Annotated in this window: 12 protein-coding genes; 7 read left to right on the top strand and 5 right to left on the bottom strand. The window is 48.3% G+C overall.

Annotated features, from left to right (window positions below):
* Positions 1–70 precede the first annotated feature (70 nt).
* On the top strand, positions 71–1,135 hold the full coding sequence (locus DXN05_RS08155; protein WP_116846732.1) for an RluA family pseudouridine synthase: 1,065 nt from the start codon (positions 71–73) through the stop codon (positions 1,133–1,135).
* Positions 1,136–1,262: 127 nt separating this feature from the next.
* Here the strand turns inward: DXN05_RS08155 and DXN05_RS08150 are convergent, their stop codons facing one another.
* From DXN05_RS08150 to DXN05_RS08130, 5 genes are all read right to left on the bottom strand, one after another.
* Positions 1,263–2,195 carry a hypothetical protein gene (locus DXN05_RS08150; protein ID WP_116846731.1) on the bottom strand — a complete coding sequence of 311 codons (933 nt, stop codon included), beginning with the start codon at positions 2,193–2,195 and terminating at the stop codon, positions 1,263–1,265.
* The gene (gene def, locus DXN05_RS08145; RefSeq protein ID WP_116846730.1) at positions 2,192–2,770 is read right to left on the bottom strand and encodes a peptide deformylase; all 579 of its coding nucleotides are present in this window, start codon (positions 2,768–2,770) and stop codon (positions 2,192–2,194) included. The genes DXN05_RS08150 and def overlap by 4 nt, the downstream gene beginning before the upstream one ends.
* 125 nt (positions 2,771–2,895) lie before the next feature.
* On the bottom strand, positions 2,896–3,306 hold the full coding sequence (gene ruvX / locus DXN05_RS08140) for a Holliday junction resolvase RuvX (RefSeq protein ID WP_116846729.1): 411 nt from the start codon (positions 3,304–3,306) through the stop codon (positions 2,896–2,898).
* 9 nt (positions 3,307–3,315) lie between these two features.
* Positions 3,316–4,224: a UbiA-like polyprenyltransferase gene (locus tag DXN05_RS08135; protein WP_116846728.1), complete on the bottom strand. Its 909-nt coding sequence runs from the start codon at positions 4,222–4,224 to the stop codon at positions 3,316–3,318.
* Between the two features lie 67 nt (positions 4,225–4,291).
* Complete coding sequence (locus DXN05_RS08130; RefSeq protein ID WP_245975158.1) at positions 4,292–4,840, bottom strand: RNA methyltransferase; 549 nt, start codon at positions 4,838–4,840, stop codon at positions 4,292–4,294.
* Positions 4,841–4,937: 97 nt separating this feature from the next.
* Here DXN05_RS08130 and DXN05_RS08125 point away from each other — a divergent pair, with 97 nt between their 5' ends.
* From DXN05_RS08125 to DXN05_RS08105, 6 genes are all read left to right on the top strand, one after another.
* Entirely contained in the window at positions 4,938–6,512 is a 1,575-nt protein-coding gene (locus tag DXN05_RS08125) for a M28 family metallopeptidase (RefSeq protein WP_116846727.1), read from the top strand.
* A gap of 217 nt (positions 6,513–6,729) precedes the next feature.
* Complete coding sequence (gene mutS, locus DXN05_RS08120) at positions 6,730–9,363, top strand: DNA mismatch repair protein MutS (RefSeq protein WP_116846726.1); 2,634 nt, start codon at positions 6,730–6,732, stop codon at positions 9,361–9,363.
* Positions 9,364–9,501: 138 nt separating this feature from the next.
* Entirely contained in the window at positions 9,502–9,660 is a 159-nt protein-coding gene (locus DXN05_RS24620; RefSeq protein WP_158559164.1) for a hypothetical protein, read from the top strand.
* Positions 9,661–9,722: 62 nt separating this feature from the next.
* Positions 9,723–10,787: a M48 family metallopeptidase gene (locus DXN05_RS08115; RefSeq protein WP_158559163.1), complete on the top strand. Its 1,065-nt coding sequence runs from the start codon at positions 9,723–9,725 to the stop codon at positions 10,785–10,787.
* Positions 10,788–11,005: 218 nt separating this feature from the next.
* The gene (locus DXN05_RS08110) at positions 11,006–12,100 is read left to right on the top strand and encodes an FAD-dependent monooxygenase (RefSeq protein ID WP_116846724.1); all 1,095 of its coding nucleotides are present in this window, start codon (positions 11,006–11,008) and stop codon (positions 12,098–12,100) included.
* Positions 12,101–12,114: 14 nt separating this feature from the next.
* On the top strand, positions 12,115–13,296 hold the full coding sequence (locus tag DXN05_RS08105; RefSeq protein WP_116846723.1) for a pyridoxal phosphate-dependent aminotransferase: 1,182 nt from the start codon (positions 12,115–12,117) through the stop codon (positions 13,294–13,296).
* Positions 13,297–13,339: the final 43 nt, after the last annotated feature.

The following is a 13,339-nucleotide window of genomic DNA, read 5'->3' as shown; positions in this document are numbered from 1 at the left end:
GCACCCGGCTATACTTGTGCAAGTGTTGTTAAAATGCCGGTAACAAAAGGTAAAATATTACTTTTGCGGCATGGCGGAAGATCTCGATATTATACAGGAAGACGGCTCAGAAGAGCTGTACGAACGCAAATCCTGGGTTATAGACAAGGGGCAGGAACCCATGCGCATTGACAAATGGGTACAGCAAAGACTGGAAAATGCCAGCAGGAACAAGATCCAGAAGGGCATTGAGGCCGGTTTTTTAACGGTGAACGGCAAAATTGAAAAAAGCAATTACAAGGTTCGCCCGGGTGATGAGCTGGTGCTGCTGAGTTTGGTAAACGCTGAACATACTGAGTTAAAACCTGAAAACATTCCCTTGCACGTGGTGTATGAAGATAATGCTGTAATGGTGATTAACAAACCACCAAACATGGTGGTGCACCCGGGTGTGGGCAACTATACCGGTACTTTGCTGAATGGCGTGGCTTATCACCTGCTGCAGCAAAACCCCAACATTACGGAAGAAGACCTGCCGCGTTATGGCCTGGTACACCGCATTGATAAAAACACCACCGGTTTGCTGGTACTGGCCAAAACATCTGACGCGGCCGCACACCTGGCCAAACAATTTTTTAACCACACCGTGTCCCGCAAATATGTGGCGCTGGTTTGGGGCGATGTGGAACAGGATGAAGGCACCATTAATGCACACATTGCGCGCCACCAGCGTTTCCGCAAAATGTTTGATGCTTACCCGGATGGTGACCACGGCAAACACGCCATTACACATTACCGCGTGCTCGAACGCTTTAACTATGTAACACTGGTGGAATGCATACTGAAAACAGGCCGCACACACCAGATACGTGTACACATGAAACATATTGGCCATACTCTGTTTAACGACTGGGAGTATGGCGGCGACCGCATTTTAAAGGGCACCATTTATACCAAGTACAAGCAGTTTGTTGACAATTGTTTTGAACAATGTCCGCGCTGCGCGCTGCATGCAAAAACACTGGGTTTTATACACCCGGTTACCAAAGAACAAATGTTTTTTGAATCTCCCCTGCCGGATGATATTACGCAGGTGGTAGATAAATGGCGCGGTTATGTAAAAGCAAAGCTCAATTCACAACAGGGTTTGGAGTAGTGAATAGTGAATAAATAAAAAAGGCGGTGCCGACCGCCTTTATATTTTATGATCGTGGTGTTGACGACCGATATTGACGTTCGATGCTTTTCCACTCACGACTGACGACTCACGACTCACGCTGTATTTATGGTTTAAAATCAAATAATGTCGCGGTGAACTGGGCGCGTTCGCGTTTTTTGAAAACCACGCTCCAGTTGCCTTTGTACCGAAGCACAGTGGGTACCAGCAGGTCGCCGGCTTTGGATAGCTGCACTTCCATGTTTACATTAAAATCATATACACCGGCTTTGTAGCTGAGCGAATAGTTGCGGGCCAGTACTTCCATGGTGCCGGCATCAAACCAGGTCACCATTTCATCTACCACGATATCGTCGTTTTTAAATTCACTCAGTCCTTCTTTCGGTTTAATGGAAAACACATAGGCATATTTGCCGTGATACTCTGCATAATCGAGCCGGTAATCGTAATATTTATGCGCCCGGTCATCGTATAAATCCAGCTTATTGCCGATAAAGGGAATGCCGGGTATTTTTTTACCGGGATTGAAGAACAGCATCTTCAGCTGTTCTTTGTGTTTATCGATACCGCTTTTACCTTCAGTACTGATATCGTGGCCTTTTACAATATTGTTCTCACCGCAAACGGAGCCTTTCGAGAAAAACAGGCCTGCATACAAATCACCTGTAGTGTAATTGTAATTACCCTTGCTGTCCAGGAAATCACCGGTGGTTTTCTGTTCAAGAAATTCAGTGGTACGGCAGCCGTTGGCACGGTGCTGGCGTGTTTTACTGTAATAGGTAGCTTTTGTGCCGCCGCTTTTATCCAGGATGGTGATATCATTGTACGCAGAAAATTCAATCACACGCAGGTTACGGAAAGCCTTGTAAAAAGTGGTATCGTTTTTAATACGTTCCAGCAGGCTTTTGTAATCCATGTTGTTGCGGATAATTACTTCCGGCAACGTGAATTTCTTATTGTCAATAATAACCGTTGTATCCTGCGCGCGGCTGTACAGCGAAGCGAGCAGGCACAACAGCACCATCAGGCGTTTACTCATTTAGCGAAGGTCATTTTATAATCTACCTTAATTTTTCCTTTGCTGATATCGTTGAGTTTACCCTGCAGCATTTTCTTTTTCAGCGGCTTCAGGTAATCGATAAACAGCTTGCCTTCGATATGGTCGTATTCGTGCTGAATAATACGGGCAGTAATGCCGTTAAATGTATCGGTATGCGGCTGCAGGTTTTCGTCGAGGTAGCTGATGGTAACAGTTTCGGGACGAAATACATCTTCCCTTATTTTAGGAATGCTTAAACAACCTTCATTATAAGGCCATTCGTCGCCTTCGAGGGAAACGATATGGGCATTGATGAACACCTTTTTAAAACCGGGCGCATCAGGATATTCATCTTTTTCATCTTCTTCCTGGTGTTCGAAGATCTGCGCACTGTCTATCACAAAAATGCGGATGTCCTTACCAACCTGGGGCGCAGCTAAACCAACGCCACTGCTGGCGTACATGGTTTCCCACATATCTTCTATAAACTTCTGCAAATCAGGATATTCAGGTGCAATATCCTGTGCCACTTTTCTCAACACCGGCGCTCCGTACGCAACAATGGGAAGTATCATTTTATCAATTGAACTTTAAATCTTAAAAAACTGGATAGCTGCAAAGGTACGCAAACCCGGCAGGAAAAATGCGTGTAACAAGCCTGTTAAAATGCACTTTAGCAGCGAATTAAGGTAAAAACAGCCTACAGGTTGCGCAGGTATTCCTGCAGCATAATGGTAGCGGCAATCTGGTCAACATTACCTTTTACCTGGCGGTCTTTCTTTTTCATACCCATTTCCACCATGGCCTGGCTGGCCATTTTGGAGGTGTACCGTTCGTCAACCAGCACCAGCGGGATATGGGGAAATTCTTTTTTCAGGCGCTCCACCGCCTTTTTTACCAGCGGGGTGGCATGGGTGTCAGAATCGTCCCAGTTTTTGGGTTCGCCTATCAGTATCAGCTCCACCTGCTCTTCGCTGAAGTATTTTTTCAGGTAATCGAACAGGGTTTTGGTATCTACCGTAGTAAGCGCCGTAGCAATAATTTTCAGCGGGTCGGTTACCGCCAGCCCGGTACGTTTTCCGCCATAATCTATACAGAGTATTCGTGCCAATTCGTGTAATTAAAAAATGAGGATATCTGCAATTACCAGCACGCCAAACACCACGCTGGCAATGCCATTGGCCGTCATAAAAGCAATATTAACCCTGGTGAGGTTATCGTGTTTTACAATGGAATGCTGGTAAATGAGCATACCTACAAACACCGCGATACCCACCCAGTAAATGGCGTGAAAATGGCCATATACACCGGCAACAACTACGCAGGCCGCGCTGCACAGGTGCAACAATTCTGACACGTGCAGGGCATTTTTGCCGCCAAATGCCGTGGGAATGGAATACAACTTCTGCGACCGGTCGAAGTCAATATCCTGCATGGCATAAATCACGTCAAAACCGCTTACCCAGAATATTACTGCACAGGAGAACATAATGGGCAGCAGGTCGAACTTGCCGGTAACGGCCAGGTAAGCGCCGATGGGCGCCAGCGCCAGGCCAAGGCCCAGTACCAGGTGACAAAGCGGGGTAAAACGTTTGGTATAGCTGTAAAATAAAATCACGAACAGGGCAACCGGTGCCAGCAGAAAGCAGATGCGGTTGATAAAATAAGTAGCTGCTACAAACAGGAAGCAGTTGAGTATTACAAAACGCAGGGCATTGTTGGCAGAGATAATACCGCGGGGAATTTCGCGGATGGCAGTACGCGGGTTGCGTGCATCAAAACTGCGGTCGAGGTACCGGTTAAAAGCCATGGCAGCACTGCGCGCGGTAAACATACAGAGCAGCACCAGCAGGAATTTGCGTACCATGTAACCTGAAGCATAATCAATGTGCACAATGGCGTTGAAGTCGTACCCATGTATCAGTTTTGGACTGTATACACCAATAAAAAAGCCGATCATGGCAAATGGCAATGCAAAAATGGTGTGCGAAAACTTTACCAGGCTCAGGTAATTTTTTATTTGATTCATAACGTGTCTGTTCGTTTTTAGGTATGCCGTCCCGGCCGGGCCAGGGAAAACCAGCTGCAAAAATCGTTTAAATTGTTGAATTGTGTGCAGTACCGTTTCCGTAAGCCAGGTGCCACAATACAATGCCTGCGGCCACCGATATATTCAGGGAGTGTTTCATCCCCTGCTGCGGTATTTCGATACAGCCATCGCACAGGGCCAGCACCTCCTGGTTTACGCCTTCTACCTCGTTTCCGAATACCACGGCAATTTTTTCACCTGCAGGCGGGGCAAAGTTTTCCAGCGAAATGCTGCCCACCGTTTGCTCAATGCCGTACACTTTATACCCTGCTGTTTTCAGCTGCTGTACTGCCTCCATAGTAGTGGGTACGTACAGCCAGTTCACGGTTTCTGTGGCGCCCAGGGCGGTTTTATGAATATCGCGGTGGGGCGGCTGCGGGGTGTAGCCGCACAGGGCAATGCCTTCCATTAAAAAAGCATCTGCCGTTCTGAACACACTGCCTACATTGTGCATGCTGCGGATATTATCCAGCACCACAACTACCGGGTTCTTCGCCGCCTGCTTAAACTCATCTATTGTTTTGCGGCCCAGCTCATCCATATTCAATTTGCGCATGCTGCAAAAATAGTGTTACCGCGGCAAAACAGGAACGTACCGAATTCTGTGAGCCGGCCCGCTATAAATTTTTATTTTTTGCCTTAAATCGCACAACATGAGAAAAATGTATGGCATAGCCCTCGCGCTATGTTTTTACCTGCCACAACAACTGCAGGCACAGGAAGAAAAAGTTGACCTGGCCACCATCGAAAAAATTAAACAGGAAGGCTTACAGCATTCACAGGTAATGGATATTGCTTTTCACCTTACCGATGTAAGCGGGGCACGCTTAACAGCCTCACCCGGTTTTAACAGGGCCGGCAACTACGCGGTGCAGCAGCTGACACAATGGGGTTTAACCGATGCCAAACTTGACCCATGGGGTGAATTTGGTAAAGGATGGGAATTACAGAAATCTTATGTAGCGCTTACCGCTCCTTATTACCGCCCGCTGATTGCCTACCCCAAAGCCTGGTGCAGCGGCACCAATGGTGCGGTGAATGCGCAGGTGATACTGGTTACTGCGAAAGATTCTACTGAGTTGTTACAATACAAAGGCAAGCTGGCCGGTAAAATTATCATTACCGAACGTGCCGATACAGTGAAACTGGGCTTTAAAGCAGACGGCAGCCGTTATACCGACGAGCAGCTCGCCAAAATGGCCGGCGCCAAACTGGAGCCCACCGATACTGCTGCCATGCGCAGAAGACGGGAAATGTTTATGCGCGGTAATGGCGCCATGCGCACCCTTACCCTGCTGAAAGAAATGGCCAGGGCCGAAGGTGCTGCCGCTATTTTAAGCTCAGGCGCTAAAAACCAGGATGGCACGCTGTTTACACAAGGCGGTGGCGGTTACAAGGCCACAGATCCCGAGAATTTTACAGATGTAATGCTGGGTGCAGAAGATTACAATACCATACTGCGACTGGTAAAAGCAGGCATGCCGGTGAAGCTGGATATGGATATTCAAACCAAATTTCATACAGCTGATACCAAAGGCTACAACGTAATTGCAGAGATCAAAGGCACTGATCCCAAATTAAAAGATGAAGTGGTGATGCTGGGCGGCCACCTCGATTCATGGCATACTGCTACCGGTGCAACAGACAATGCTGCCGGCTGCGCCGTGATGATGGAAGCCCTGCGCATACTGAAAACCCTGGGTGTACACCCACGCCGCACTATCCGTATTGGCCTGTGGAGCGGTGAAGAAGAAGGCTTACTGGGCTCAAGAGGTTATGTAAAGAAAACCTTTGCAGACCCTGCCAATATGCAGCTGCTGCCTGCACATGAAAAGTTCTCTTCCTACTTCAACATTGACAATGGCACCGGTAAAATACGCGGTATTTACCTGCAGGGTAATGAAGCCTGCGGCCCCATCTTTACCAAATGGCTGGAGCCTTTTCATGACCTTGGCGCCACCACGGTTACTGTTGGCAACACCGGCGGTACCGATCACCAGTCTTTCGATGCAGTAGGTCTCCCAGGCTTCCAGTTTATACAAGACCCCATGGAATACGACGCCCGCACGCATCACAGCAATATGGACAGCTATGATCACCTGTCGCCTGATGACATGAAGCAGATTGCTACCATTGTTGCAGGTTTTGTATACAACGCCGCACAGCGCGACGCCAAACTGCCCAGGAAAGAATTGCCCAAACCCCGCCCTGCAGGCGGCATGTTCTAAAATATGCTTTCGGCTTTATAGTAAACAGAAGCGTTCCGGCCAAACCGGGACACTTCTGTTTATAACCGCAGAAAACTTCTTCAGTATTCGCTAAGACTTCCGCACAGTTTCCCCCAAAAAGCTTGCAGCTCAACGTGCGCATTTCTTCTCACGGCTAACCGCTAACAGCTACCAGCTTCTTCACGATATTCCCGCTTCTTTTTTATATTTGCCGACTATGGCAAAAGCAGCAGGAGATTCACCTTTAATGCAGCAGCACCGGGCTATCAAACAAAAATATCCTGATGCGATACTGTTATTCAGGGTAGGCGATTTTTATGAGACCTTTGGGGCAGACGCTATCGTTACTTCGCAGGTGTTGGGTATTACCCTTACCAAACGGAATAACGGCGCACCCGATTCGTCTGAACTGGCAGGTTTTCCGCATCATTCACTGGATACATATCTGCATAAACTGGTTAAGGCAGGTCACCGCGTAGCCATCTGCGACCAGCTGGAAGATCCCAAACAGGCAAAAGGCATCGTTAAACGCGGGGTTACCGAACTGGTAACGCCCGGCGTAGCCATGAACGACAAGCTGCTTGAACACAACAGCAATAACTTTCTTGCCAGCGTTCACCAGCACAACGAACGCGTAGGAATCGCTTTTCTCGATATATCTACCGGTGAGTTTTTTGTGGCTGAAGGCAATAACGAATATGCCGACCGCCTGCTGCAAAGCCTGAAACCTGCCGAAGTACTGTTGCAACGCAACCTGCAGAAACAGTTCAAAGACCAGTTTGGCAACAAGTTTCATACTTATACATTAGAGAGCTGGATTTTTGATGAGGCATTTGCTACTGAAAGTCTGCTGAAACATTTCCAGACGCACTCCCTCAAAGGCTTTGGTATAGAGCACCTGCGCGATGGCATTGTTGCCGCAGGCGCCATTCTGCATTACCTCAAAGAAACAGAACACCCGCACCTGCAGCACATCACTACCGTGCAGCGGCTGGTGCAGGATGACTACCTGTGGATGGACCGTTTTACCATCCGCAACCTGGAACTGCTGGGCAATGGCTACGAACAAAGCGAAAGCCTGCTGAAAGTGCTCGACAACACAGTGAGCCCGATGGGTGCGCGTTTAATGAAACGCTGGACATTGCTGCCGCTCTGCGATATCCATAAAATACAGGAACGACTGAATCTCGTAGAATTCTTTATCAAGGAAACTGATCTGCGCAAACACCAGCAGCACCTGATTAAACAGTGCGGTGATGTGGAGCGCCTGGTAAGCAAGATACCGGTTAAGAAAATCAACCCGCGTGAAATACAGCAGCTGGCTAAGGGACTGCAGCAGACTGCCCAGATAAAACTGAGCGGTGAAAACGCCGGCAACGATTACCTCAAACGCCTGTGTGATGCACTGAACCCCTGCCAGCATATCTCCGATAAAATTGCAGCCACCATTGTAGACAATCCACCGGTTGCCGCCAACAAAGGCGGTGTTATCCGCGAAGGCGTGCATGCAGAGCTGGATGAACTGCGCAGAATTGCCAGCGGCGGTAAAGAATACCTGGTAAACATTCAACAGCGTGAAGCAGAAAAAACAGGCATCTCATCGCTTAAAATAAGCTTCAACAATGTGTTTGGCTACTACCTTGAAGTAACCAATTCAAACAAGGATAAAGTGCCGGCAGACTGGATACGCAAGCAAACCCTTGCGAATGCAGAACGCTACATTACGCCAGAGCTTAAAGAATATGAAGAAAAGATTACCGGTGCAGAAGATAAACTGCTGGCCATTGAAGCAGCCCTGTACGATCAGCTGCTGGTAGAACTGCAGGATTATATTGCCCCCATACAGGTGAACGGCGGAACACTTGCCGTTATAGACTGTTTGATTTGTTTTGCTGAAAACGCACTGCACTACAACTACAAAAAGCCCGAACTGCATGATGGGCTGGAGCTGGACCTGAAAGACTGCCGCCATCCTGTTATTGAACGCAAGCTGCCGCCCGGTGAACAATACGTGGCCAACGATATAGTACTCGATCCGGGCAGCCAGCAGGTGATCATCTTAACCGGACCCAACATGAGCGGTAAAAGTGCCCTGCTGCGCCAGACAGCGATTGTTACGCTGATGACACATATGGGTAGCTTTGTACCTGCATCGCAGGCACGTGTGCCGCTTACCGACAAGATATTTACCCGTGTGGGTGCAAGCGACAACCTGAGCGGCGGCGAAAGCACTTTCATGGTAGAGATGAATGAAACAGCCAGCATCATCAACAATATCTCTGCACGCAGCCTCATACTGCTCGATGAAATCGGGCGCGGTACTTCCACCTATGACGGTATTTCTATTGCATGGAGCATTGTAGAACACCTGCACCACAGCGGCGCAGCACCCAAAACATTGTTTGCAACACACTACCACGAGCTGAACGAGCTGGAAGAAAAACTGGAACGCGTAAAGAACTACCATATCACCAACAAAGAGGTGGGCAATAAAATTATTTTCCTGCGCAAACTGGCGCCAGGCGGCAGTACCCACAGCTTTGGTATTCATGTGGCACGCATGGCCGGCATGCCGCCTTCGCTGATTGACCGTGCCAATGATATCCTGCACCAGCTGGAGACTAAACACGTGGATGCCGAACAGGGGCCTGCAGGCGCCACACGTGAAGCAGCCCATTTGCAGGAGGCAGTAAAAAATCTGAACCTGCCTAAGATGCAATTGTCTATATTCGATGCACATACCGAAACCTTTGAACAAATGCGGCAAATACTCACCAGCATCGATATCAACCGCCTTACACCGGTTGAAGCGCTGATGAAGCTGAATGAGATCAAAGGACTGCTGAAATAATTCAGCGCAAAAACATTGAACAAGCGCCATAGCGCAGTCTGTGGCGCCCGCATAAAAATACCTGGCTGTACGTTTACAAAAATGAACTGATAGCATGTGAAAAATGTTTAATATTGCTCTCCCTGTAAACCTTTTTTCATGCTGTCAACCCTGTATGGACTGCCCCGCTATCTGGTAAGCAATTACCTGTACAGGCACCCCGGTTTTAACTCCTTCCCCACTTATATGCATTACCGTGCAGTAATACGTGTAATGCTGTATTGCGACTTAAATAGCGTAACTTTTATTGGGCAGTAATACCATGCTGTGATAAAACGTACCTGTTATGCATGCCCATATCCTGGAACCTAAACCATCTTATGAACGACCTTATTGAATTTCATGATGGCAACAATGCTGCGCCGCAGGCAGTGCATGTGCTTATTTTTCACAATAAGCTGCATGCATATACGGTTGCAGCAGATAAAAACCAGCTCCTGTTTAGCTGCCCGCTGAAAAGTTTGCGGGCCGGGAAAGAAGCTGACAACGACCTGCTGCACCTGGATGCAACCGGCAACAGGTACCTACGCTACCCGCATGACACACCATTTGCCCGGCTGGTACAGGCAGAATTGCAAAGCCTGCCTGTGAGCCATTTCAACGGCATTGTACGGCACCCTGCCATAAAATGGGCCGGCGTATGCCTTGTGCTGTTTGCGGCTCTTTACGCGCTGCTTACGCTTATCATGCCTGCAATCTGTTTACGGGCAATCCGCCCGGCGCAGGAAGCTGCCCTTGGCAATACAATGGCTGCCGGCATACTATCGGGTGAACACATTGATACAGCCGGCACCAAACTGGTGCAATCATTTGCCAATCACCTGCAGTTAAGCGGCAATTACCCTATTACAACAACAGTGGTAAAACAACCGGTTGTAAATGCATTTGCACTGCCCGGCGGTCATATTGTTGTGTATAGCGGCTTATTGCAACAGCTGCGCAGCGCAGAAGAACTGGCAGCGCTGCTGGCGCATGAGGCCACACACATCAACGAGCGGCACAGCCTGCGCAGTGTACTGAATAACGTATCGTACAGCGTACTGATACAGGTGCTTACAGGCAATGCACCGGCCATAGCAGATGCACTTGCACAAAACGCAGGTTACCTGCAAAGCCTCTCTTATTCACGTAAGCTGGAAAAGGAAGCTGATGCAAAAGGCATGCAGCTGTTGTTGCGCAACCAGGTATCGCCCGAAGGCATGGTGGCACTGCTGCAACAATTGCAGCAGCAGGAAACAACACGGCAGATCAGCTTCTTAAGCACACACCCGCTGACGGCCCAAAGACTGGCAGCTGCACAAAGGTTTATTCACCACAACGATATAGCAGAATACAAAACAAACAAAGAACTTGCAGCAATATGGAATAGCATAGCGCATCGATGAATGTAGCTACATTGTTTATGCTGATGTGCTGTAAAACAGCGTTCAAAACCATTTGCAGATGCAGCATTGCGGAAACAGGTTATAACATGCTTATTAACAAAACTTATATTACCCGGATCATATAATAAGCTGTTATGAAATTATTACGCAGGTTGCACTTTGGCAGCATCTTTTAAGTATTTTGCTATACCATTTGAAAACACTTACTCCCTGAACACATGAAAGCAGTTATCATTGGCGGTGGTATAGCAGGCCTGGCCGCAGCGATCAGCCTTAAAAAAACAGGATTAGACGTTGTAGTTAAAGAGAAGACCGCCACATTCAGAGAGGTAGGATTGGGTTTCATTATTTTACCGAATGGCTTAAGGGCACTGGATTCATTAGGAGCGGGAGAATATGCAAGGCATCATGGCCGCATCATGCACCAGGCGGTTATACGTACACCGGATGGTGCGGTGCAGAAGCAGGACAGTTTACCCGATTGTCTTGGCCTTAAACGATCGAGCTGTATTGATGCACTGCGCAGGATGGTGCCTGAAAATGTTGTACACACCGGGTTTGAATTTTCCCGCTTTTTGTTTGATGACAGTGGCCAGGCAGTGGCCGTTGAATCTACTACAGGTGAAGTGGAAGAAGGCGATGTATTTATTGCAGCAGATGGCGCCAATTCCATCATCAGGAAAAAACTGTTTCCCCTGCACGAAATAAGGCAATCGCCCATTAAAGAACTGGTGGGCATTGTAGAGTTGCCTGCACTGGCCAGGGAACAAAAAGGCAACCTGGTAAAAACGCAATGCAATTACCGGCCGCTATCGTTCGGTACACTGGCCTGTAACGACAGGCAGGTGATCTGGTACATGCAGTTTGACAGCACACAGTTTAACCTGCCCGATTTATCGGTACACAGCAAAAGGCAGTTTATGACCGAAACACTGCAGGGCTGGCCCGACCCCGTGAGCGAGGTGATTGAAAAAACAGATTTTGACAAAGCCTTTCTGTGGCTTACCAAAGACATGGATGTACTGCGCTCGTTTCATCGCAAAAACATTGTTTTAATAGGTGATGCGGCACATTTAAACCTGCCGTTAACCAGCCAGGGCACCAACAGTGCCTTAACAGATGCCATTATGCTGGGCGATATTTTACAGAACAATCCCGCACCGGCAGAACTGGGCAAACTGTTTACCACCTATCATCAGCGCAGGCAACAAACGCTGAAAGATTACCTGAACTATGGCCGCATGCTCGAGAACCGCTTCCTGCATCCCGAACTGTACCAGCACGAAGAAGCGCTGATACCGCTGGCCAAATAACCTACTTTCGCGTTATGCAACAACTGCAATTCAACGAAGCAGAAATCAATATGCCGGCCTTGCGCAAAAGGGCCTACAACCTGCGCTGGGCAACGCTTCCCGAACAGGTGATACCACTCACTGCTGCTGACCCCGACTTTCAGTGTGCACCAGAAATAGCCGAAGCCATTAATGCCTATACCAATGAAAGGGTGTTTGCCTACGGACCAGGTGAAGGCCTTCCCTCATTCAGGCAAACCATTGCTGCAACCATGCGCAGCAGGCGTAATATCAACACACATGCTGATCTTGTGCTGCCGGTTGACAGCGCAGCTCAGGGTATGTTTGTAATTGCACGTTACTGCTTACAACCCGGTGATGAAGCCATTATTTTTGACCCGGTTGATTTCTTGTTTAAACGCGCTGTACAGGCTGCCGGCGGTGTGCCTGTATACTTCCCCATAGATGTTGCCACAGGCAGCTTTGATATGAACCTGCTGCAATCACTTGTTACGCCTAAAACACGGCTCATCTGCCTGTGCAACCCGCACAACCCTTCAGGCAAAGTGTTTACACGCGAAGAGTTGACCGCCATTGGTGAATTTGCTGTTGCCAATGACCTGTGGATTATGAGTGATGAAATATGGAGTGATATTGTATTTGCACCCAGCCGGTATACCAGCATCGCTTCTGTAAGTCCCGCTATTGCTGCGCATACCATTACGGTGTATGGCTTCAGCAAATCATTTGGCCTGGCAGGGCTGCGCGTAGGCTTTATCTTATCACCCAATGCGCTGGTGCATGCAGGTATTGTAGAAACATCACTGGTAGATACTACGGCATATGGCGTAAGCACCATTTCGCAGGTAGCCGGCCAGGCAGCTTATGAAAAAGCATGGTACTGGGTAGAAGCATTTATACAACATCTTACACAGATGCGCGATGTAACGATTGAAAAACTGAATGCCATGCCAGGCATCACCTGTCACACCCCGCAAGGCTGTTATCTCGCCTTTCCCGATATACGGGCAACAGGTATGAACAGTGAAACATTAACGGCCTATTTACTGGAACATGCGCAGGTAGCTGTGGTACCGGGTGCGGAAAAATGGTTTGGCCCAGGCGCCGAAGGGCATATCCGCATTTGCTTTTCTACCTCAAGAAAGATACTGACCGAAGGGCTGGACAGGATTGCCCATGCGTTACAGAAGCTATAAAAAATAAAAGCGTTTCTTACCCCCTAAGAAACGCTTTCAATAA

This window comes from Deminuibacter soli (genome assembly GCF_003412455.1).
Taxonomy (GTDB): Bacteria; Bacteroidota; Bacteroidia; order Chitinophagales; family Chitinophagaceae; genus Deminuibacter; species Deminuibacter soli.
The sequence above is the reverse complement of the archived record's forward strand: the minus strand, read 5'-3'. Positions and strand labels throughout refer to the sequence as shown.

Bases quoted from the DNA above. Each gene is read 5' to 3' on its own strand.
- DXN05_RS08155 (WP_116846732.1), top strand. From the start codon at position 71: ATGGCGGAAGATCTCGATATTATACAGGAAGACGGCTCAGAAGAGCTG.
- DXN05_RS08150 (WP_116846731.1), bottom strand. From the start codon at position 2,195: ATGAGTAAACGCCTGATGGTGCTGTTGTGCCTGCTCGCTTCGCTGTAC.
- def (WP_116846730.1), bottom strand. From the start codon at position 2,770: ATGATACTTCCCATTGTTGCGTACGGAGCGCCGGTGTTGAGAAAAGTG.
- DXN05_RS08135 (WP_116846728.1), bottom strand. From the start codon at position 4,224: ATGAATCAAATAAAAAATTACCTGAGCCTGGTAAAGTTTTCGCACACC.
- DXN05_RS08130 (WP_245975158.1), bottom strand. From the start codon at position 4,840: ATGCGCAAATTGAATATGGATGAGCTGGGCCGCAAAACAATAGATGAG.
- DXN05_RS08125 (WP_116846727.1), top strand. From the start codon at position 4,938: ATGAGAAAAATGTATGGCATAGCCCTCGCGCTATGTTTTTACCTGCCA.
- mutS (WP_116846726.1), top strand. From the start codon at position 6,730: ATGGCAAAAGCAGCAGGAGATTCACCTTTAATGCAGCAGCACCGGGCT.
- DXN05_RS24620 (WP_158559164.1), top strand. From the start codon at position 9,502: ATGCTGTCAACCCTGTATGGACTGCCCCGCTATCTGGTAAGCAATTAC.
- DXN05_RS08115 (WP_158559163.1), top strand. From the start codon at position 9,723: ATGAACGACCTTATTGAATTTCATGATGGCAACAATGCTGCGCCGCAG.
- DXN05_RS08110 (WP_116846724.1), top strand. From the start codon at position 11,006: ATGAAAGCAGTTATCATTGGCGGTGGTATAGCAGGCCTGGCCGCAGCG.
- DXN05_RS08105 (WP_116846723.1), top strand. From the start codon at position 12,115: ATGCAACAACTGCAATTCAACGAAGCAGAAATCAATATGCCGGCCTTG.